Here is a 20,674-nt window from a genome sequence, read left to right on the forward strand (position 1 = left end):
GTAACAAAATATATTTTCTATCTTATTCAAAATTGCCATCAAGATGTGCGCCATCGCAGAAGGGTTTATTTTTAGATGAACTGCATCGACATAATGTATAGTGTTCTTTACAAGCAGGAACTGTGTTCTCATCATCCTTGAGCTTGATAAATCCTTTTATTTCAATGGGACCATCTTTTTGAATATGAATGGACGGCGGACGATCCAAATCTTGATATCTTCTACTACCAATACTATAACTTAGGGCACCTGATGGACAGCCTTCAACTATATTGATGATATCCTTAATTTTCCCATTGTTTGGTTGAATCCAAGGCTTTTTATTAATATCAAAAACTTGAGGTAGTTTCTCAACACAGCAACCATCATGGCAGCATACACCTAAATTAAAATGCACTGTGATATCATCACCGATATAATCCTTTAGATGATCAGGTGCACGATCCTTGCTTTTTTCTTCTCTTAGCCCGTCTACAGCATGGATATCATCACAATAAGGCTGTGCGCTACTTTTACCGCATCTACATAGGGCTACAACAGAAGAAGCCTTTAGTTTTTGATGATTTTCATCTATGATGGTATCCACATCCATAACAATATATGGGGTGTGCTTCGTAAAAACAATATAAGGATTCTTTTCTGGCATCATGACCCTTCTTTCTTTTGTTTCCTAAACATAGTATTCTCTGAATATGGTAATTACATAAGAGGTTTTTTAATCATTAATGAGGATAGGGAATGATTATTGACGCTACCGTTACTTTATAGATGATGGTGGAGATTCGCATAGGTACTCGGATATAAAGATATTCTTTGATATTTTGAAATGAAATCATGTACTGAATAATGTTATACGAAGTACACATAATATTCTAGAGGTGATAGAATATGAAAAAGAAAAAAGATAAAATGGCAAGTGCTGATCTATATAACCCTACGCTTACAGATGTGAATCGAGCAAGGGAAAGACAGGAGATCATAGATCCTGAAAAAGGGCCTGAAAACAAGAAAAGAAAAAATAAATAGAAAAGCTCCTTTCTGGTTTGGTATCATTTCCTAATCCTTGCCAGAAAGGAGCTTTGTACATCATGCGCTCATAGAATAGATAGATGTGTTTTAAAGGGTCTTCATGACCACTTATGATGCTTTGTCTTGAATTACTTTTTTTTCTTTAGCGACCTTTGCTTTTTCCCATTCCTGATAGCTGTTAAGTAAACCCAGCGATCTTTTAATCGTTTTATCCTGTACCTTTGAGGTATCCTTAAGAATATTTGCCATATGCATTAATTGAATGTCTAAATACTTAGGATTGTTAAGTTTACCAGCAGAAGAAGCCGTATTGGATTTGTTTTTTGATGCTGAAAGAGACTCCTTAAACATCAGCAGCAGAAAACTATTTTTCTTTTGTTTTGGGACTTGTTTTGTCATGTCATAAACTTGATTGAATAACTTCTCTATATTTCGCTTTTTATAATAATAAAATGCAACACTTGCGCCCACTCCCAAACTAGCTATTGCCCCAATCGTAAATACGCTCGTAATGTCCATTAATTTCACCCCTTTAGAAAATATGCTCTTTTATTTTACCATAAATCGTTTATAAATACACTAGCTATAGAAGATTGGCTAAAAATAACTGACGATACAGGTTCCTCCTATATAAACAAGGAACAACTAACAACTCAAGCAGACCCATTCCGTCTTGCCTGTTACAAAAACAGTAAATTTATGGTAGAATTTTATAAGAAAACTTAAATGAGAGATGGAAGAAGAGGAATTGTCTGAGTGAAATATAGAAAGCGTTCAATGAAGGTTATTTAGAAACTTTCAAAAGAAATATGGACTTGGCTTACTAAGGATGGTGTATTGTATGAAAATAGACAGGCTTCTTGGAATAATAACGATACTTTTAAATAATGAGAGAATAAAAGCAAAGGATTTAGCTGAAAAATTTGAGGTATCTATTCGCACCATTCATCGGGACATTGAAAATATTTGTATAGCCGGTATACCAATAGTCACCTATCAAGGAGGCGGTGGAGGGATTGGCATTGCTGAGGGCTATAAATTGGACAAAAACATATTAACCAATGATGAACTGGATAATATTATAATCGGCCTGAAAAGTATTGAAAGTATATCATACAATGCCAACATCAAACTCCTTTTAGAAAAGCTATCTCCAAAACAAGGGGATATTATATCGGTTAGTAATAATATGTATATCGATTTGACTTCTTTTTATAAAATCAATCTGCCTCAAAAAATAAGCCAATTGAAGGAAGCAATTCACAATAGCTTCGAGGTTTACTTTGATTATTTTTCTGACAAAGGGCTATCACAAAGGCACATAGAGCCCTACTTTATCACTTTCAAATGGTCGGCATGGTATGTGTTTGGATACTGTAAATTAAGGAATGATTTTCGCCTTTTTAAGCTGAATAGAATCAGCAGTCTTAAAATAACTGATATAAAATTTAAACTCCGGAATGTGCCTGAAGAAAGACTTAATTTGGATAACTACTTTAATAACGAAGAAAAAGTAGTAACAATGCTTATAGATCGCTGTTACGAATATAAAATTGTTGATCAATATGGAGTAGATTCCTATGAAATTACAGAAGATAACCGCATTAAATTCAACTTAGTTTATAGGAATCACCAATATGCAATGGAATTTATACTTAGTCTTGGTGATAAAGTATATATTTTATCTCCAGATTCAATAATCGATGAACTGAAAACGAATTCAAAAAATATTTTGAATATGTATAAATGAACATGCCATACTGTTGGCATGTTCATTATGTTATTCTGATAAAAACGAAGCACAATTTTCGAGAGGCTTATTCCAATTTATGAGAAGAGGAGGAAGGATTTATGGAAAACAGTATCAGGAAAAAGGCAATAGACATTGTTTCAAAAGCAGAAACAACGGTATTAAGTTCAATTGATGAAGGTGGGAGACCAAGGGCTGTTACGATGTCAAATATTAAAGCAGAAGGATTGGAAACAATTTGGTTTGCAACAGGAACAAGTTCTGCAAAGGTAAAGCATTATAAAGAAAATAACAAAGCAAGTGTTTGCTATAATAACGGAAACGATGGAATTACTTTAACTGGAAATATTGAAATTATTGAAGACATGAATATAAAAAATGCTTTATGGGTTGACTGGTTTACAGCTCATTTCCCTGGAGGTGCAACAGACCCTGAGTATTGTATATTAAAGTTTATCACAAAGGATGCAGTATTGTGGATAGATAATGTTTTTGGGAAATTTTCATTAGAATGATGACTAAAACGGTTTGTGGGATTTTACATATAACGAATATACATTTTATTAACCATCCGTAGAGCAAATTCATATGATGTAGTAGTTTCATTTAAAGGAGTGGTTGATAAATGATTTCATATTATAGGAATTGGCCATATCTACAAGTGCCAATATATGGTCAGCCTTATGTTTACCCCATGAGCCCAGGATATGTTTGTCCGTTTTATGATAATATGGCAACAGATTATTTAAATAGTCTATATGAAGAAGATAATGGTGAACTAGAAGATGGAGACATGATGCGGCAGAGACCACAGGATGTCAATAGAATCATGGCACTTATTAATCAACAATTTAACAACTACTATACTGAACTTCAAAGGTATAGAATACAGAGAGTTGTAACACGTAATATTTTCAGAAATGTTGTAACCTATGTGCTGAGAAATGAAAATAAGTACACGGGAAATATTGAGCAGAGAACAAATGCAATATTTAACGCCTATCAACGTGATAATGCACCGACTTTGGCAATTTTAAGAGGATTTGGAGTACCAAGCGATCGTATAAACCAAATCATAAGAGCGATTATACGTTTTACCTTGGAAAATATAGGGGAACAACCAATATCAGGCTGGAGCCAATGGGAAGATCTTGGTGGGGTATTAACATCCGGTCCAGCAGTAGCTTCTTGGCAGGCTAATCGCTTGGATGTATTTGGAAGAGGACAAAATAATGCCTTATGGCATAAGTGGTGGGATGGTTCAAGGTGGAGCGATTGGGAAGACTTAGGTGGCGTACTGACCTCAGCTCCTGCAGCAGTATCCTGGGGACCAAATAGAATTGACGTATTTGGAAGAGGACAAAACAATGCCCTATGGCACAAATGGTGGAACGGTTCAAGTTGGAGTCAATGGGAAGACTTAGGTGGCGTATTGACCTCAGACCCGGCTGTAGCATCATGGCAAGCAAATCGCTTGGATGTATTTGGAAGAGGACAAAATAATGCCTTATGGCATAAGTGGTGGGATGGTTCAAGGTGGAGCGATTGGGAAGACTTAGGTGGCGTACTAACGTCGGCTCCTGCAGCAGTATCCTGGGGACCAAATAGAATTGACGTATTTGGAAGAGGACAAAACAATAGTCTATGGCATAAATGGTGGAACGGTTCAAGTTGGAGTCAATGGGAAGACTTAGGTGGGGGAGCGATAAGCTCAGCACCAGCGGCTGCATCAACTGCACCCAATCGACTGGAAGTTTTTGCACGTGGGGGAAATAACCAATTGCTCTTTAGAACTTGGGATGGAACCAGATGGAGTGGCTGGCAGTCCCTTGGTGGAGAATTGACCTCACAACCTGCAGCAGTATCTTGGGGAGGTAATAGACTAGATGTCTTTGCAAAAGGTCAGAATAATCATCTCTGGCATATTTGGAGACCATAACTAAAAAAGAACGATGAGTAACAATCTGAAAACGATAGACTAGGCGCTTAAAAAAAGTGTTTAGTCTATCATTTTTGGAAATCTAAGAGGGACAAGGGGGCAGGTACATTGCCCTAGACAATGTTTGACTAGAACCTCTTGACAAAGGGAGAAGGCATTCATATACTGGGACTATAAAGGTACCTTTTCGTTTGAGATTATTTCTACATTGAAATTTGAATATAGCAAAGGAGAAAAATATGAGTGATAACCAACCTGATTTGTATGAGCAATTTGTTCGTCTGGAATGGTTGCTCCGCCGATATCAACTACAAAACTATAGGGCATATGGCCCTATGGCTGATCCACACCGAGGACAGGGGCGAGTTTTGGCTCTGTTGAAGCTGAAACCAGAGATCAGTCAGAAAGAACTCTCCGCCATTCTGGATATACGTTCCCAGTCTTTAGGGGAACTACTGACCAAGCTGGAGCGAAGTGGATACATCACGCGCACACCTTCTGAAGCGGATCGTCGAGTTATGAATATTCGCTTGACTGATGCAGGAATGGAAGCAGCGAATCAAAATGAACAGCAGCCTGATAACGAAAAATTGTTTGGATGCTTAAATGAAGAAGAACAGACCACATTAAGCGAATATTTGAGGCGCATTATCGACGAATTGGAGCAGCAATTTGGAGATGATGAATTAGATTTTCGAAGAAGAGGACCCCATGATCTTTCACCGTTCGGCGGTGGCGGGTTTGACCCGCGTGTAAATATGTACGGTGGGCGCCCTCCTTTTGGAGGCAAAAGCTATGGTCAGGGACCCGATAGGAGAGGTGGTTGGCCTGATTTCGGAGATGGAGGCTATGGTGAGCATCCCGATAGGAGAAGAAAGCCTAAAGATTCCGATAAAGAATGAATTCATATTTATAGCAGGAAAGACATATATGCGCTGTTCCTACCGAGTTTGGAACTGGCGCATTCTTTTTTTTATGAACTTTTGTTTATCTTTAGATAGAGCAGTTCTTCTGAAAATGGAGGGATGTTCATTTTAGCAGTAGAGATTTTCTAGTTTTTATCCTTAAAAAATAAGTTAAAAAAGTAATTGACAATATATGAAGGTACCTTTATTATATAATATGAAGGTACCTTCTATTTATTTAATTTGGGATTTATATGAACAAGGAGGATAAAAAATGGAAAATATGGATCAGAAATCTCTATATTATCTTGAAAAAGCGCCTGTTCCTAAAGCAATTATGCATATGGTTATTCCCATGATGCTGAGCTTTATTGCTACGCTTATTTATAATATCACCGATGCCTTTTATATTGGTAAACTTGATAACACAGCCATGATGGCAGCGGTTACACTGGCATTACCGTTTTCAGCTATTTTGATGGCCCTTGGAAACCTATTTGGAGCGGGGGCGGGAACCTATGTGTCGAGACTTTTAGGTGAGGATAATGCTGACAGAGCAAAACAAGTTTCGTCCGTGAACTTCTGGTTATCAATATTCACTGGCGCCATCTTCATGGCAATATGTCTGCCGCTGTTAACTCCCATTTTACAACTTTTGGGAGCAAGAGGTGAGTCGTTGGTGCATACAAGAGATTATATACTGATGTTTGTCATTGGTGCTCCGCTTATTATTGCTAATTTTTCGCTGGAACAAACTGTTCGTGCAGAGGGTGCATCAACGGCATCCATGATGGGTATGTTAGCGGGTGTCATCATTAATATGGTGCTCGACCCGATATTCATTTTTTTACTGCACATGGATATCATGGGAGCAGCACTGGCATCGGTCATTGGCAATGTGATCTCTGTTGTATGGTTCATCTATTATCTACAAAAGAAAAGCACTGTTCAGAGTGTGTCAATTAAGGATTTTAAACCAAACAAAGAGATTTGCAAGAATATCTTTAAAGTTGGAATTTCAGCTTTTTTGCTTGATGGTTTTTTGGCAATTACAAGCCTATTGTTCAATAATTTTGCCGTTCTTTACGGTGACAGTATTGTTGCAGGAGTTGGTATTTCTCAAAGAGTTGTTCAAATTGTTGACTTTATCAGTATGAGCTTTTCAATGGGAGTCGTACCCCTTATTGCTTTTGCCTATTCGGCGAAGAATCATGAACGGCTAATGAAAATTATCAAGAAAACCACACTCTATATGGTGGGCATTACAATGGGGCTGTCGGCAATTCTATTTGTGTTCAGAGCGCAGATCATTAGTGCCTTTAGTATTGATTCTGACGTCATTGCCATCGGTCAAATAATTCTTATGGCCCAGCTTTGCTCCACCATCTTTGCAGGACTATCTGCGCTCTTTACAGGTATCTTTCAAGCGTTTGGGAAAGGGATCCAATCCACTGTTATGTCTGTTATGAGGGGGATTGCCTTTATCCCCATCTTGATATTAGGAAATATGCTGTTTGCAGTTAATGGCATTATTTGGGCGATGACAATTTCAGAAGCGTTCGCTTGTATAGTAGGACTCTTCCTATGGTTAGGAATCAGGAAAAAGAGCTTACTGGAGATCTCAACGAAAGAAGCAGATGAGCCACAAAACCATACCGACATCATTGTGGAACAATAACTAGAATATGAACACGGATTCAAAATTAGTAAAAGTACTACAGTATTAATCTATCATTTAGGATACACCGCTATTCATCAATACGAGTAGAAGAGCAAGTCTATATAAACTTATATCTGCATGAAGTTTACAATCAGGTCATTTCAGACTATAATAAAAAAATAAATGCCAAAGAATGTTCGCAGATACCTAGTAAGGAGATTGCTATGGAAGAAAAGATATTAGTAGTTGATGATGAGAAGGGCATCGTTGATGCCATATCCTATGCGTTCCGGAGGGAAGGCTATATTGTGGAGACTGCTTATGACGGACAGGAGGCGCTTAATAAGCTTTCCATATTTTGCCCCAATGTCATAATCCTCGATGTGATGATGCCTAAGATGAGTGGTCTTGAAGTTTGCAAAAGACTGGATCATGGAAATGATATGGGAATCATTCTACTTACAGCAAAGAATGATATTGTTGATAAAGTTTTAGGTTTGGAGCTTGGTGCAGATGATTATATTACGAAACCTTTCGATATAAGAGAGTTGGTAGCCAGGACTAAATCTATACTGAGAAGATTGCAGAAAAATTCCGAGAAACAGCAGGTTCAAAAAATTGAAATACGCGATTTGATTATAACTGCTCAACAGCGGAAAGTAATACTTTATGGGGAAGAGATTGAAATGACTCCCAAAGAATTTGATTTGCTGCTTCTTTTGCTTTCAAGTCCTGAAAGAGTATATGCAAGGGACGATCTGCTTAACCTAGTATGGGGAGTGGAATATGCGGGAGGGACAAGGACTGTCGATATTCATGTCCAGAGGTTAAGAAGCAAGCTTGGAGAGCCGTATCAAGACTTAATACAAACGGTATACGGCATAGGATATAAAGCAATAGGAGATATATATGAAAATAAGTATTAAAATAAAATTCAGTGCATTCCTTGTATTACTTTTACTCTCTACGGTAAGTATCCTTAGTATTTTCGTGCTGCAGGGGATACGAAATAACCAGAAAAGCCAGTATGAAAATTATCTTATACAGCAGGGCGAAATTGCGAGCAATTATATAAAACAAACTTATCTAATGGAATCTATAAAAGATTCTGGAAGTTTTCTCGATGAACGGTCTCAAGAGCTTGTAAAACGGTTTGAGATGATGAGCGGAATGCATGTTGTACTTTATAATATGTCAGGTAAAGAAATAGCTAATTCCAGACCTGCTGCCAGAACAACGGATGTAAGCAAATTACTTGAATATGCCTTACAAGATAAAATCACTTACCTAGAAGAAGGAAATAATATCATTTTTCTTTCTCCCCTCCATCATACAAGCAAACAGATTGGTGTAATCGCATTTAGCTATCCGACTGAGAGAGAAAAGATATTTTATACCCGAATAAAATATCTTTTCTTATATGTAGGTATTTTGGTTTTCGCCATTTGTTTCATATGTGGATATCTGTATGTTCATCCCTTGGCACAAGGAATTTTAAAATTGAAGAATACTGCCCGAAGAATTGAGGAAGGAAACTATGCTGATATTGTCCAGTTAAATAGAAATGACGAACTAGGCGAATTAAGTAAAGCTATCTATTTTATGGGGTTTGAAATAAAAAGAAATGTGGATGCAATGAAAAAAGAAGAAAATAAACTCAAGTTGGCAGTAGAAAAACTTGAATTTCTCGGAAAACAACAAAAACAGTTTATAGGGAATGTTACACATGAATTTAAAACGCCTCTTACTGTAATTAAAGCCTATGCCGATCTAATAGCCATGTATCCTGATGATTCGAAACTGATGAGAGAGGCGAAAGAAAATATAGATAAAGAAGTCCAGCGTTTATCTGATATGGTAGAAAAGGTGCTTGCATTATCGGCTTTGGAAAAATATGATTTTGAATTGCGAAAAGAAGAGATAGATATTTATGAGGTACTAAACGATATTTGTGAGCGCATGAAGGGAAAAATTCAAAAATATGGGTTGTGTTTACATACCAACCTTAAGCATCACAGGATTATGGCAGATAAGGAAAGCCTTATGCAAATATTTATTAACCTTATAGATAATGCCATTAAGTATAACCGCCCCAATGGAGAAATATGGATTGATTGTAGCGAGAAGGAAGACAGTTTATGTATTTATGTAAGAAACACAGGGATTGGAATTCCGATAGATGCAAGAGATAAAATATTCGAACCTTTCTATACGGTAAACAAAGACCGCTCACGCCAATCAGGAAGTACTGGATTGGGGTTGGCCCTTGTTAACAACCTTGTCCAAAGGCAGGGAGGAACCATCATGCTCCTGGATATAGAAGAAGAGGGAGCCGCTTTTGAAATTAAGTTTCCAATTTAATAAAATTGTTTACAACTTTGAAATAAGTGTTAATACTATGGAAAATTTTATTTTATAGAATCATCTTATAAAATAAAATGGAGGTGAAAACATGAACAAATTATTAAAGCATATAGGTTGCATAGCATTATTATTAATCCTTATAGTATCCAGCGGCTGCAGTGCTAAGACAGCGGAGCGAGAGGAGATAAATAGTGACGGTAAAAAAATTACAATTTTAAATACAAAGACTCCCTTGCAAACAGAAAATGCAGCGTTAGGCAATGATTTTGAGGTTGAAAAAATTGACAGATATGAAGGGATAAGAGGAGAAGACTGGCTTACTGAGGATGTCATTCTAATCACTAAGGAAAACACAGAATTGGATCCTATTTTCGTGTCGGATCAAATGAGCAATATTAGAAATCTATATTCTTATAATCTAAAATCAAAAGAAGAAAAAAATATTCTTAAAGAAACCGAATTTTTATGGAGACCTATTGTTTCTCCGGATAGGAAACACATATTTTCTGAGAAATTTGAACCTGACAAATATACTGGTCTTATTTTGGATATAGAGGGCAATGTGAAAACAGCAATCGAATCAGATGCTGCAACAGGGCTTGGATTCTCTCTCAATAGTGGGAGGTGGGTAGATAATGAAGAAGTCATCATCCCATCCTCGAATGAGGGGGTATACCTTATCGATGTGGATTCAAATATATCAAAAATTGAAGGTATCGGGAGAATGCAGACAGATGATGCTGTTAAAGTAGGAGATAAAATATACTATGTATCTGTTGAAAAAGAACTTGTAGCATATGATACAAACACAAAACAGCGGGAAGTAATTAAAGACAACGTGCTTAACTTTGAACTATCTCCCCACAAAGATACGTTTGCAATTGAAAAAAAGGTAAGTGCAAACCGAACGGAATTAGTTTTGATAGATCTTGACGGAAATGAAAAAGCGACACTCTTGGAAGCTAAATTAATTTTTGGACTCAGCTGGTCACCTGATCAAAGCAAGCTTGCCTATCTTATTACGTCTGAAGATGAGAGTAAGAGCGGATTGTATGTGATGGATCTGGCAAGTGAAAGAAGTCTTTATGTTTCCCGTGATTTTATAAACATTGACGGTGGCCTAAAATGGAGCCCGTCAAGCAAAAAAATTCTTGCAAGTATTGGCGAAGTAAAAGATATGAAAGTAATAGATAACACCTATGTTATATCATTAAAGTGATCAGGAAGTTTTCCATAAGTCAGCATACCATGTTAAGTATTGGCTTTGTTTAAGAAAGATGTATTGTATGCAAAGTGTAGGATAATCGAAAACAATATCATATGGGAGGATTAAAATTGAAAAAAATAATCATAATTATCATTACATTAACCGTCATATTGACAGGGTGTTCAGACAAAAAGAATTCTGGTAATAATACCGAAACGGCTCCATTAAGCAACAATCAATTATCCCAGTCACAGTCAGAAAGTACAAGTACGTCTCAAAGTGCCAATGACACGAATAGTAGCACAGACTCCAACATGCTTGATAGCATAGATACTACGAACAGTCCTTTTGAAAAAGGATATTATGATTATCAAGGGACCATAAGGAATGATATGTCAATTCAAATGAGTATCTATCCTTTAGGAAAAGATATGGTTGGTTCATACTTTTATGAAAGTCAGAGAAAAGAAATGAATCTGAAAGGAAAAGCAGGAGAGAAAGAGATCATATTATATGAATATGATGAAACGGGAAAAAAAACAGGGATATTTAAAGGAACAATGAATGCCGTTGATAAAATTGAAGGAACGTGGACAAGTACAGACAATAAAAAAAGCTATCCATTTATGTTATCACTTAAAAGTAATCTCCCTGGAGTTGAATATGGAAAAAGGTACGGAGTTGCAACAGACACAACGAGCGACCAAGATGTAGAAAACTTTGTTAGCAAAATTCAAGGTTATGTAATAAATGATAATAAGGAACAATTAGCTGAAGAAATACAATATCCTATCACTGTAAAAATTAACGATAAAGCTACAACCATACAAAATAAAGATGACTTTATTAAGAACTATGATAAAATTTTCTATCCCAATTATAAGCAAGTAATGAGCAATGCTTTTACCAAATATATGTTTGCGAATTGGAAAGGAATAATGTTTGGTACAGGTTCAGACAATATTTGGATTAATGAGGTAACATCGACAAATGGTAATCCTAAATTAATGATTACTGCTATTAATAATTGAGACAAGTAACTTTTATCTTAAAATCAACGCTATTCTTTAATAGAGACTAAATATTACTAAAGGAGAATGATTATGATAAATAAATTTGAAAAGAAATCTAGGATTGCATTCATTGTAGCCACTGGACTTATTATTACCATAAGTATGGGGGGATTAACTGGTTGTAGTTCTAAAGAGCCGATGAAAGAGGGCGAAGTGAATAAAGAAGTGACGACTCCAAAGGAAATAACCGGAGAAAACAACAAGCCTATAAATGAATCAAAATCTGATACCGAAAACGGCAGCTTAACTGAATATTTAGGATTATTAGGTTTAAGTAAGGAAGAACTTATAAATAAATTGAATGAAAAACCGAATTCTATTGGCGAAGGGGGATTAGAGTTTAAAGAAGCCGGCATCAGAGTTTGGTTTGATCAGGAAAGTTATACATTGGTAGATCAGATATTTATCATGAGAAAGGATATTGATCTGAATGGTGTAAAAGTGGGTGATAAGATCAGCAGGTTTAAGGAAGTATTCGGAAACCCTATAAGTGATAGAAATGGAGATGCACATTTTAAATATAAAGACATATTTTTATCGGTAAATTATGATACAAAGACAGAAGAAATCTATGGTTTATATATTTTGAAGAACGATTTTTAAAGCTAATTTCGGAGATGACCTATATTTTAATTTTGTCAATCTAATAAAGGAGGAAGCACAAGTTTATTCAATCTTGTACTTCCTCTTTTATATTTCTATCTAGGAATTAGAAGCTTCTGGTCTACATAAGTCATATTTGGATCTGTGGTACTATTCTCCTTGAGCAGAGCATCATAGCTAACTCCTAGCTGTTTAGCAATGCTGAATAGTGTATCTCTTGTCCGAACCACATAGTAGCGATCAGTGGCTTGAGAACATACAATAGTTACCTCTATACCGAGGAGCGCAAGACTGTAGACGTAGTAACATCTTCGTTGTATATGCGGATGCAGGCATTGGATACGGCTTTGCCAATGTAAGCTGGATTATTGATGCCGTAGATGCCATAGTCTTTATACAAATATTTCAGTGGGTATTGGAAATAAAACAACAGTGCATATACGCAAAAGATATTGACAAAGAAATGTCAATGATTTAAAATGAATACATTCAATGAACATGTTCTGTGAACGTATACATTGAATGTGAAAAATTCTCATTTATAAAGTGTACCTAGTAATTGCAGCTGAAAAAGCTGTTTTTATAAATATTTTCAAAAGGAGGACATACTTCATGAAAAGATTTTTGGGCGTATTTCTAGCACTTATCATGGTTGCAGCAACGGTGGTAAGCTGCGCACCAGCTGCTAGTATAACTGCAACCACAGCATCAACAGTAACTGACGCAGATTCATCGGCAAGTAAGGAGGGCGTAGGAACTGATGCTCCAGAACTTGCTCCAAAGCCAGGTGCTATTGTTGGTGAGGCGAAGGCCTACACAGGTCTACCATTAAAGTTAGGTGTTTCTTTCGAGGGAAACAAGATCACGGAGATTCAAATTCTTAAAATGAGTGATACAAAGTGGGTCGGTCAGGCAGCTATCCAACAAGTGATTGATGATGTCATCAAATACCAGAGTGTAAATGTTGATGTAATGGCTGGGGCAACTATTTCCAGTAAGGCGGCAATTGAAGCAGTGACCAATGCCATTAAACTGAAAGGGTTAGATCCTGCAAATTATCAGAAGAAGCCTGCTAAGGAAGCAGCCTCAACAAAAACTATTGAGATGAAGTCTGATGTTGTGGTTATTGGTGCAGGTGGAGCTGGTCTCGCTGCGGCAGTATCTGCCAATCAGAATGGCGCAAAAGTTATCGTATTTGAAAAAATGCCTAGAATCGGTGGAAATACGGTAATTTCAGGCGCAGCATATAATGCTGTGGATCCAAAGAGACAGAAGGCAGCTGGGGTTGAAGATTCTATTGACAAGTTCTATACTCAGATGTATGAAGGCGGAGATAAAAAAGCTAAGCCTGAACTTGTGAGAACTTTTGTGGAAAATGCATATCCGGCATTAGAATGGCTTGAAAGTCTTGGAATGAAGTTCAATGACACCATATTTACAGTTCTTGGAGCACTTTGGCCAAGATCTCACCAGCCATCTGATCCGGTAGGAACAGGGTACTTCAATACATATATGAACTACATAAATGAGCACAGTGAAGACGTTAAACTATACCTCAATACAGAAGTTACAGAAATCATCAAAGAAAACGGCAGAGTTGTCGGTGTTAAAGCTAAGAATGCAGATGGTATGATTACTGCTTATGCGGTCAAGGGTGTCATCGATGCTGCTGGTGGCTTTGGTGCCAATGTTGAAATGAGAAACAAATACAACAAGATTTGGCCAGATCTTACAAGCATTGGAACAACAAACCAGCCTGGTGCAACAGGTGACGGCATGATCATGGCTGAAGAAATCGGAGCAAACCTTATTGATATGCAAGAAATCCAGCTTCTTCCTATGGGAGATCCTATCACAGGAAGCTTGAGCGGAAACATCGAACAAAGTGTGGAAAATCGTATTTTCGTCAATAAATCAGGAAATAGATTTGTTGATGAAGGAGCCAGAAGAGACGTCATGACAAAAGGCCTCTTCCAACAGGAAGATGGATTCATGTGGGTTATTGTTGACAAGCATTCTTATCCTACTGGTGATGTAAAGAACAACTTCAGTGAATCTATCGATCAGCTTGTGGCAGAAGGCAGGGCTTATAAAGCCGATACGATTGAAGACCTAGCGAAACAGATCGGAGTTGATCCGAAAAATTTAAAAAATGCAGTAGATACATTCAACAAAGCAGTAGATAAGTCAATAGTAGATCCATTCGGAAGAACACTCTTCAAGCATAAGCTTGACACTCCACCGTACTATGCGGGTGCCCGTAAACCAACTGTTCATCATACTATGGGTGGCGTTGAAATCACCACAAGTGCGCAGGTCCTTGATAAGAATGGCAAGGTCATTCCTGGCTTGTATGCAGCTGGAGAAGTGACTGGAGGTATCCACGGCGGAAACCGTCTTGGAGGAAATGCTGTTCCTGATACAGTTATATTCGGTAAAATTGCAGGAGAGAGTGCAGCACTTGGCAAATAATTTCAATAGGATGCTGCGAAGATATAAGAATCTTTTTTAGAGAGGGTAATGATAAACCACCAGATAGATATCTATCTGGTGGTTTATCAATCTTATTGACGATACAAATGAGGCAGACCTCTTTGTTTACATCACAATGAATCCTTCTTTACCAATGCGTTAAGAAAGACGCCAAAATATTCTTTCATAAACGCTTGTTGATCATAGGAAGCGTCATGAAGGCACCAGTCATAAACTATGCCTCGCGCAGCTATGAACAACCACTCGGTCATTTGTTCAGCAGATATTGTATCAACTAATTCCCCTTTTTTTTGTCCAGACAATAGGATGTTTTTCAACACCTCTGGCATTTGTCGACCTTTCGTGATAAACCACTTATTTTCAGGATTATACAATAGCTTCATTCTATCCAGACCACTATCTTCATTATATTTCGCATATTCTATAAAAAATTCAATGATTTGGTCAGTAGCTGACCCTTGCGAAAGGTTAGCAGCAACATGGGTTGCAAAGTATTGATCTGCCTCAACATACATTGAAGAAAAAATGTCACTTTTGGCCTTAAAATAGGTATAAAATGTTCCTGTGGCAACACCCGCAGCCTCACAAATATCACGAATAGTTACATTGTCATAACCATATTTCTCCATCAACGATAAAGCCGTTTTATGGATTCTTTGGTGTGTATCCATTGCCTGAAGCTGCCTTTTATTCATTTTACGCATTGTTTTTTTCATAGTAAAGCTTCACCCCCCAGTAAAATAACAAGTGTAGACATTTTTATTATCCAGGCGATATTTCTTTATGTGAACATTTTGCACTAAAAATGAAGTAAAAATGCAAAATGAACAGGGTCACTGAACATCGATATTATATCATTGCAGATAATGCTTGTAAATGAGATAACTTTTGGGAGAGAATGATTCACTTTGAATAAAAGAGGAATGAAACATTTCTCTGGTTGGAAATGGAAAATTTAAAAAAGAAAAATATGGTATAATAAGAACGAGTAACAATCATTTATTTGATGATGAGGATGTTGACATGTATAGCGTGATGATCATAGAAGATGATAAGAAAATAACTGAACTGATAAAAAATGCCCTTGAACGTTATGGCTATAAAACCTATGTGGTTGAGGATTTTTCGAATATTAAGGGAGAGTTTGTGAAGAATAGTCCAAAGCTTGTGCTTATGGATATCAATCTTCCTTTTTATGATGGCTTTTACTGGTGCAGGGATATTAGAAGTGTATCAAACGTACCCATTATTTTTATTTCTGCAAGGGATTCTGATATGGATCAAGTAATGGCGATAGAAAATGGAGGGGATGACTATATAACGAAACCCTTTTCTTATGAAGTTCTCATCGCAAAAATAAAGGGTGTCATAAGAAGGGTGTACGGAAGTTATTCAGAGAGTAGTCATAATGAGGTATATGAAGTAAACGATCTATTTATCTATATGAAGCAAAATATAGTAGAATATCAGGGAAAAAAGATAGAACTGAGTAAAAATGAATTTATCCTTTTGCATTCGCTGCTTAAAAATGTAAACAAAATTGTGTCTAGAGAAACTTTGCTGGAAGAATTATGGAGTGATATCGAGTTTGTGGATGACAATACACTTTCTGTGAATATAACGCGCCTTAGAAAAAGGTTGGAAGAGGTTGGTATAGTGGATTGCATTGAGACGAAAAGGGGACAGGGATATAGATTAATAAGCAATTGGAGTAAATAATCATGGCATAAGCAGGTGGTTGGAATGAGATTTAGAGAGTTCTTGATGGATAGGATAGCTTATATCCTGGTGTATTTTATAGGTGTCTCCATGGCAGTTCTCATCATGTATTTGACGTTGATGATAAATAAAAAGGAGTTCCCTGGCGAGAACGTTTTGTACGCTTTATTGATCTCCAGTGTAGTTCTTATCATGTTTATAGCATATGATTATTATCGAAACAAATCCTTTTACAGGCAGTTAAATATGATCCTTCATGAAAATGATGATTTGGACAAGTTGATTAATATTGAAGACATACGGACGAATGAACACAGAATATATAAAGCCCTTTTATTAAAGTTATATAAAACCTATAGCAGTAAGCTTGTAAAATATGAAGAAGGCCATAAACAGTATATGTATTTCATCAACCAGTGGGTACATCAAATGAAAACACCTGTATCTGTTATGAATCTGATATTGCAGGATCAAAAAGATGAAATGTATAAAGAAGTGTTTAACAGCATTGCAGAGGAGAATGAGAAGATATCTCATGGGTTGGAAATGATGCTGTACAATGCAAGGATGAGTGAATTCAATTTGGATTTCAAGGTAGAAAGTATAGATATCGTTGGTCTCATAAGGAAAGTTATTAATGATAATAAGAAGGCTTTGATTCGAAATTCCATATTTCCTAAAGTCGTTGGAGAAGAGAGCCTGTTTATCGAAACGGATAAAAAATGGATCTACTTTACGATCAATCAGATATTGATTAATGCCATAAAGTATTCCAGGCTTGCGAAAGGAGAAAAAAAGTATATTACTGTTGAGATTAGAGATGAGGCATCAAAAGTAATCTTGGGGATTGAGGATGAAGGGATTGGTATACCTAAAGAGGATATAGGAAGAGTGTTTCAGGCCTTCTTTACAGGAAAGAATGGCAGAAGAACTTCGGAATCTACCGGTATGGGAATGTATTTAGCAAAAAGAATATGTGATGAATTGGGACATGATCTCCTTGTTGAATCTGAAGAAGAAAAAGGTACGAGGTTTACAATCATCTTTCATAGGGGAAAGAGCATATTTAAAATATAATCTTTCAATATTGTAAGAATACAATAGAATATGCAAGGGAAATCGATACATCGATTTCTCTCTTTTTTTTATAATATAGATATTGATCAATAGAGGGAAAGAATATATTCTGGTTTAATATTATGTGCAGTTAGATAGAAGGGATGATACAGATGATTGTGCTGAAGGCTGAAAATATAACTAAAATATATGGGGACAAAAGAGGCGGGACCTCCGTGAAAGCCCTTGAAAAATTTGATATCAGCATCGCAAAAGGAGAGTTTGTAGGGGTTATGGGGCCCTCGGGAAGTGGCAAAACTACACTTTTGAATATTTTGGCTACCATAGATACACCCTCTTCGGGGGAACTGATGATAAATGATACAAATCTGACACGACTCAGTGAAAAGCAAATGGCAATGTTTAGAAGAAAAGAGCTTGGATTTATATTTCAAGATTTTAATCTCTTAGATTCGCTATCCATTAAAGAAAATATAATACTTCCCCTTGTGTTAGATAAGGTGAAGCATGAAGAAATAGAGCAAAAAATGACAGCTATGAGTGAGATCCTAAATATAGGGGAGATTCTTGACAAACGTCCTTATCAGGTATCTGGAGGACAGCAGCAGCGGGCAGCTTGTGCCAGGGCCCTTATTCATAACCCATCCATTATCTTGGCAGATGAACCTACAGGAAACCTTGATTCTAAAGCCTCCCAGGATGTGATGGAAGCTCTAAGGGCTTTGAATGAACAAAAGTCAGCAACGATCATGATGGTTACCCATGATCCCTTTGCGGCAAGTTTTTGCCAGCGAATTGTCATGATTAGAGATGGACGATATTTTCAGGAGCTTGTTAGAGGTGGAAACCGACATGTGTTTCTCAAAGAAATCCTAGATTCCCTTTCCATGCTAGGAGGAAATTACAATGACCTTCCATAGTATTGTCTATAAAAATGTGAAAGAGAATTTTAATAAATATGTGATGTATTATCTGAGTAATGCTTTGGTGGTAATGGTGTTTTTCATCTTTGCAAATTTCATTGCAAATCCGGAGATCAAAAGCATAGATACCCTAGGGAATATGGGTGTAGCTGCAGAAAGAGTCATATATCTGTGCGAGTTTATCATTCTAATGGTATCCATCGTTTTTACAAACTATTCGATTACGAACTTCTTAAGGTCAAGAGAAAAGGAATTTGGACTGCTTTCTTTGTTTGGTCTAACCAAAAATCAAATCAGAAACTATATCCTTTTTGAAAATATGATTGTCTCTACCGTAGCGATCATCACGGGTCTGATAGGAGGGATATTGTTTTCAAAATTGTTCTTTATGACAGTAACTGTGATTCTTACCTTAGATGCAGAGATTCCTTTTACAATCTCCCATAAGGCGATACTAATCACACTGATAAGCTTTACAATATTGTTTCAGGGGATTGCACTCTTCATCAGCTATAAAATAAAAAATAGCAATATCATAGAACTGTTGAAAGGATCTAGGATTCCGAAACCTATCCCGAAGTTCTCTAAAGTTAAAGCCATATCTTCTATACTGCTTATTGCTTCGGGATACATTATCGCCGTATACTCAGGCCTTGCTATCGTATTCACCATGTTTCCCATCTTGTTTCTGGTAATTTTGGGGACCTATCTTTTATATGCTCAATTTACTGTGTTTTTTACAGATAAACTGAAGCAAAATAAAGGGATTTACTATAAAGGGATTCATATGATTACAATATCTCAGATCGTGTATAAACTTAAGGACAATGCCAAGATCCTCTTTATAGCATCTATACTGAGTGCTGTAACATTAACAGCTACGATCAGTGTATATTCCACACAGCAAGTTATGTTACACAATATAGAGCAGAATCTGCCCCATGATTTTGATTTTATAGAGAGGGGATTGAGCAGCCAGGATTCAAAAGATGTTAAAAAGATTGATGAAGCATTAAAGGTCCATGGCCACGAAGTAGAATACAAAAATAGGATCATACTGATAGAGGCTACAAATGAAGATACAGACCTGGCGAATGCAACCAACAACAAAAAAGACTTTTATATCATCTCTAATTCTGACTACAATGTATTGGCCTCTCAACTAGGGAAGAAACAGGTAGATATTCAAAAGGGAGAGGTGCTGATACACACCTATAATATCTTTGGGAGCATGGGGAGTAAATATTTTATTGATCAAACAAAGGGTTTAGACCTGATGACAGAAGGAGGAAGACTGGCATTAGCCATAAGGGATGAAATCAGTGGAGGGATTATGAATGACGACGGGAAGAACACCAATACTGCCGTAGTAAGTGATGAAACCTTCAACAGTCTTCTTCGCAACATTTCAGATGAAAATAAATTGGTCTACTATGGATATGGCATAAAGGGGTGGGATCGCCCTTCAAAGGCAGTTACAGAGATTAAAAAGATATTTCCAACAGATACTTTTACAGAAAAAACAGCACAGTACTTGCCCATTATAAGATTTATGACTTTCTTAATATTCATAGGAACATTTATATCGATACTGTTCTTTATATCTACAAGCGGTATATTATATTTTAAAATTTTCAACGAGATACAGAAAGACAGGCATGAATTTATATCTCTAAAGAAGATGGGGGTAGCCAATGACGAGATGAAGACAATCATAAGCACCCAATGTGGAATTATGTTCTTGCTGCCTTTTGTAGTAGCACTGAGCCATTCAGTGTTTGCAATAAAGTCCTTAAGCAATATCTTGGGCGATAATCTCTCGGGATATTTCCTAGTCATTGCATCCATTTATTTGGGACTTCAGTTGGCATACTTTGTATTTGCAAGGACCATGTATGTTATGCAGATTGATCATTGGGTCAAAGGATGAAA

The 20,674-nt window shown here is 36.7% G+C and carries 19 protein-coding genes; 16 read left to right on the forward strand and 3 right to left on the reverse strand.

What is annotated here, in order from left to right:
- Positions 1-22: 22 nt before the first annotated feature.
- Positions 23-646: a CDGSH iron-sulfur domain-containing protein gene (locus HNQ80_RS01670; protein ID WP_184307490.1), complete on the reverse strand. Its 624-nt coding sequence runs from the start codon at positions 644-646 to the stop codon at positions 23-25.
- A gap of 242 nt (positions 647-888) precedes the next feature.
- Here HNQ80_RS01670 and HNQ80_RS01675 point away from each other — a divergent pair, with 242 nt between their 5' ends.
- Positions 889-1,026 (forward strand): hypothetical protein, encoded by a 138-nt coding sequence (locus HNQ80_RS01675; protein ID WP_184307691.1) that lies wholly within the window; start codon positions 889-891, stop codon positions 1,024-1,026.
- Positions 1,027-1,137: 111 nt separating this feature from the next.
- Here HNQ80_RS01675 and HNQ80_RS01680 read toward each other — a convergent pair whose 3' ends face one another.
- Entirely contained in the window at positions 1,138-1,548 is a 411-nt protein-coding gene (locus HNQ80_RS01680) for a hypothetical protein (RefSeq protein ID WP_184307492.1), read from the reverse strand.
- Positions 1,549-1,870: 322 nt separating this feature from the next.
- Between HNQ80_RS01680 and HNQ80_RS01685 the strand changes: the two genes are divergently transcribed.
- The 11 genes from HNQ80_RS01685 to HNQ80_RS01740 all read left to right on the forward strand — a co-directional run bounded on the left by HNQ80_RS01685 (position 1,871) and on the right by HNQ80_RS01740 (position 15,002).
- Positions 1,871-2,779 carry a helix-turn-helix transcriptional regulator gene (locus HNQ80_RS01685; protein ID WP_184307494.1) on the forward strand — a complete coding sequence of 303 codons (909 nt, stop codon included), beginning with the start codon at positions 1,871-1,873 and terminating at the stop codon, positions 2,777-2,779.
- A 101-nt stretch (positions 2,780-2,880) separates the two neighbouring features.
- Positions 2,881-3,294 (forward strand): pyridoxamine 5'-phosphate oxidase family protein, encoded by a 414-nt coding sequence (locus HNQ80_RS01690; RefSeq protein ID WP_184307496.1) that lies wholly within the window; start codon positions 2,881-2,883, stop codon positions 3,292-3,294.
- Between the two features lie 110 nt (positions 3,295-3,404).
- Complete coding sequence (locus HNQ80_RS01695; protein WP_330602717.1) at positions 3,405-4,718, forward strand: hypothetical protein; 1,314 nt, start codon at positions 3,405-3,407, stop codon at positions 4,716-4,718.
- Between the two features lie 239 nt (positions 4,719-4,957).
- Positions 4,958-5,620 (forward strand): MarR family winged helix-turn-helix transcriptional regulator, encoded by a 663-nt coding sequence (locus tag HNQ80_RS01700; protein ID WP_184307499.1) that lies wholly within the window; start codon positions 4,958-4,960, stop codon positions 5,618-5,620.
- A 277-nt stretch (positions 5,621-5,897) separates the two neighbouring features.
- A complete protein-coding gene (locus HNQ80_RS01705; RefSeq protein ID WP_184307500.1) occupies positions 5,898-7,301 on the forward strand; it encodes an MATE family efflux transporter in 1,404 nt (467 codons plus the stop codon).
- Positions 7,302-7,507: 206 nt separating this feature from the next.
- A complete protein-coding gene (locus tag HNQ80_RS01710; protein WP_184307502.1) occupies positions 7,508-8,209 on the forward strand; it encodes a response regulator transcription factor in 702 nt (233 codons plus the stop codon).
- Positions 8,193-9,644 (forward strand): HAMP domain-containing sensor histidine kinase, encoded by a 1,452-nt coding sequence (locus HNQ80_RS01715; protein ID WP_184307504.1) that lies wholly within the window; start codon positions 8,193-8,195, stop codon positions 9,642-9,644. The genes HNQ80_RS01710 and HNQ80_RS01715 overlap by 17 nt, the downstream gene beginning before the upstream one ends.
- A 91-nt stretch (positions 9,645-9,735) precedes the next feature.
- On the forward strand, positions 9,736-10,866 hold the full coding sequence (locus tag HNQ80_RS01720) for a TolB-like translocation protein (RefSeq protein WP_184307506.1): 1,131 nt from the start codon (positions 9,736-9,738) through the stop codon (positions 10,864-10,866).
- Positions 10,867-10,982: 116 nt separating this feature from the next.
- Complete coding sequence (locus HNQ80_RS01725) at positions 10,983-11,885, forward strand: lipoprotein (protein ID WP_184307508.1); 903 nt, start codon at positions 10,983-10,985, stop codon at positions 11,883-11,885.
- A gap of 72 nt (positions 11,886-11,957) precedes the next feature.
- Positions 11,958-12,530, forward strand: coding sequence for a hypothetical protein (locus HNQ80_RS01730; protein ID WP_184307510.1), 573 nt, complete (start codon positions 11,958-11,960; stop codon positions 12,528-12,530).
- A gap of 612 nt (positions 12,531-13,142) precedes the next feature.
- Positions 13,143-15,002, forward strand: coding sequence for a flavocytochrome c (locus HNQ80_RS01740; RefSeq protein ID WP_243182881.1), 1,860 nt, complete (start codon positions 13,143-13,145; stop codon positions 15,000-15,002).
- A gap of 131 nt (positions 15,003-15,133) precedes the next feature.
- Here the strand turns inward: HNQ80_RS01740 and HNQ80_RS01745 are convergent, their stop codons facing one another.
- Positions 15,134-15,739, reverse strand: a complete 606-nt coding sequence (locus HNQ80_RS01745; RefSeq protein WP_243182883.1) for a TetR/AcrR family transcriptional regulator — start codon at positions 15,737-15,739, stop codon at positions 15,134-15,136.
- Positions 15,740-16,046: 307 nt separating this feature from the next.
- Between HNQ80_RS01745 and HNQ80_RS01750 the strand changes: the two genes are divergently transcribed.
- From HNQ80_RS01750 to HNQ80_RS01765, 4 genes are all read left to right on the forward strand, one after another.
- Positions 16,047-16,742, forward strand: coding sequence for a response regulator transcription factor (locus HNQ80_RS01750; RefSeq protein WP_184307514.1), 696 nt, complete (start codon positions 16,047-16,049; stop codon positions 16,740-16,742).
- A gap of 24 nt (positions 16,743-16,766) precedes the next feature.
- Positions 16,767-17,819, forward strand: coding sequence for a sensor histidine kinase (locus HNQ80_RS01755; protein WP_184307516.1), 1,053 nt, complete (start codon positions 16,767-16,769; stop codon positions 17,817-17,819).
- 152 nt (positions 17,820-17,971) lie between these two features.
- Positions 17,972-18,739, forward strand: a complete 768-nt coding sequence (locus HNQ80_RS01760; protein WP_184307518.1) for an ABC transporter ATP-binding protein — start codon at positions 17,972-17,974, stop codon at positions 18,737-18,739.
- A complete protein-coding gene (locus HNQ80_RS01765) occupies positions 18,726-20,672 on the forward strand; it encodes an FtsX-like permease family protein (RefSeq protein WP_184307520.1) in 1,947 nt (648 codons plus the stop codon). Before HNQ80_RS01760 ends, HNQ80_RS01765 begins: the two co-directional genes overlap by 14 nt.
- Positions 20,673-20,674: the final 2 nt, after the last annotated feature.

This window comes from Anaerosolibacter carboniphilus (assembly GCF_014205875.1).
Lineage (GTDB): Bacteria > Bacillota > Clostridia > Peptostreptococcales > Thermotaleaceae > Anaerosolibacter > Anaerosolibacter carboniphilus.

What these genes read in the sequence shown, in the direction of transcription:
- HNQ80_RS01760 (WP_184307518.1), top strand. Translation starts at nt 17,972, where the DNA reads ATGATTGTGCTGAAGGCTGAAAATATAACTAAAATATATGGGGACAAA.
- HNQ80_RS01710 (WP_184307502.1), top strand. Translation starts at nt 7,508, where the DNA reads ATGGAAGAAAAGATATTAGTAGTTGATGATGAGAAGGGCATCGTTGAT.
- HNQ80_RS01705 (WP_184307500.1), top strand. Translation starts at nt 5,898, where the DNA reads ATGGAAAATATGGATCAGAAATCTCTATATTATCTTGAAAAAGCGCCT.
- HNQ80_RS01720 (WP_184307506.1), top strand. Translation starts at nt 9,736, where the DNA reads ATGAACAAATTATTAAAGCATATAGGTTGCATAGCATTATTATTAATC.
- HNQ80_RS01750 (WP_184307514.1), top strand. Translation starts at nt 16,047, where the DNA reads ATGTATAGCGTGATGATCATAGAAGATGATAAGAAAATAACTGAACTG.
- HNQ80_RS01745 (WP_243182883.1), bottom strand. Translation starts at nt 15,739, where the DNA reads ATGAAAAAAACAATGCGTAAAATGAATAAAAGGCAGCTTCAGGCAATG.
- HNQ80_RS01670 (WP_184307490.1), bottom strand. Translation starts at nt 646, where the DNA reads ATGCCAGAAAAGAATCCTTATATTGTTTTTACGAAGCACACCCCATAT.
- HNQ80_RS01755 (WP_184307516.1), top strand. Translation starts at nt 16,767, where the DNA reads ATGAGATTTAGAGAGTTCTTGATGGATAGGATAGCTTATATCCTGGTG.
- HNQ80_RS01730 (WP_184307510.1), top strand. Translation starts at nt 11,958, where the DNA reads ATGATAAATAAATTTGAAAAGAAATCTAGGATTGCATTCATTGTAGCC.
- HNQ80_RS01685 (WP_184307494.1), top strand. Translation starts at nt 1,871, where the DNA reads ATGAAAATAGACAGGCTTCTTGGAATAATAACGATACTTTTAAATAAT.
- HNQ80_RS01740 (WP_243182881.1), top strand. Translation starts at nt 13,143, where the DNA reads ATGAAAAGATTTTTGGGCGTATTTCTAGCACTTATCATGGTTGCAGCA.
- HNQ80_RS01695 (WP_330602717.1), top strand. Translation starts at nt 3,405, where the DNA reads ATGATTTCATATTATAGGAATTGGCCATATCTACAAGTGCCAATATAT.
- HNQ80_RS01675 (WP_184307691.1), top strand. Translation starts at nt 889, where the DNA reads ATGAAAAAGAAAAAAGATAAAATGGCAAGTGCTGATCTATATAACCCT.
- HNQ80_RS01690 (WP_184307496.1), top strand. Translation starts at nt 2,881, where the DNA reads ATGGAAAACAGTATCAGGAAAAAGGCAATAGACATTGTTTCAAAAGCA.
- HNQ80_RS01765 (WP_184307520.1), top strand. Translation starts at nt 18,726, where the DNA reads ATGACCTTCCATAGTATTGTCTATAAAAATGTGAAAGAGAATTTTAAT.
- HNQ80_RS01700 (WP_184307499.1), top strand. Translation starts at nt 4,958, where the DNA reads ATGAGTGATAACCAACCTGATTTGTATGAGCAATTTGTTCGTCTGGAA.
- HNQ80_RS01680 (WP_184307492.1), bottom strand. Translation starts at nt 1,548, where the DNA reads ATGGACATTACGAGCGTATTTACGATTGGGGCAATAGCTAGTTTGGGA.
- HNQ80_RS01715 (WP_184307504.1), top strand. Translation starts at nt 8,193, where the DNA reads ATGAAAATAAGTATTAAAATAAAATTCAGTGCATTCCTTGTATTACTT.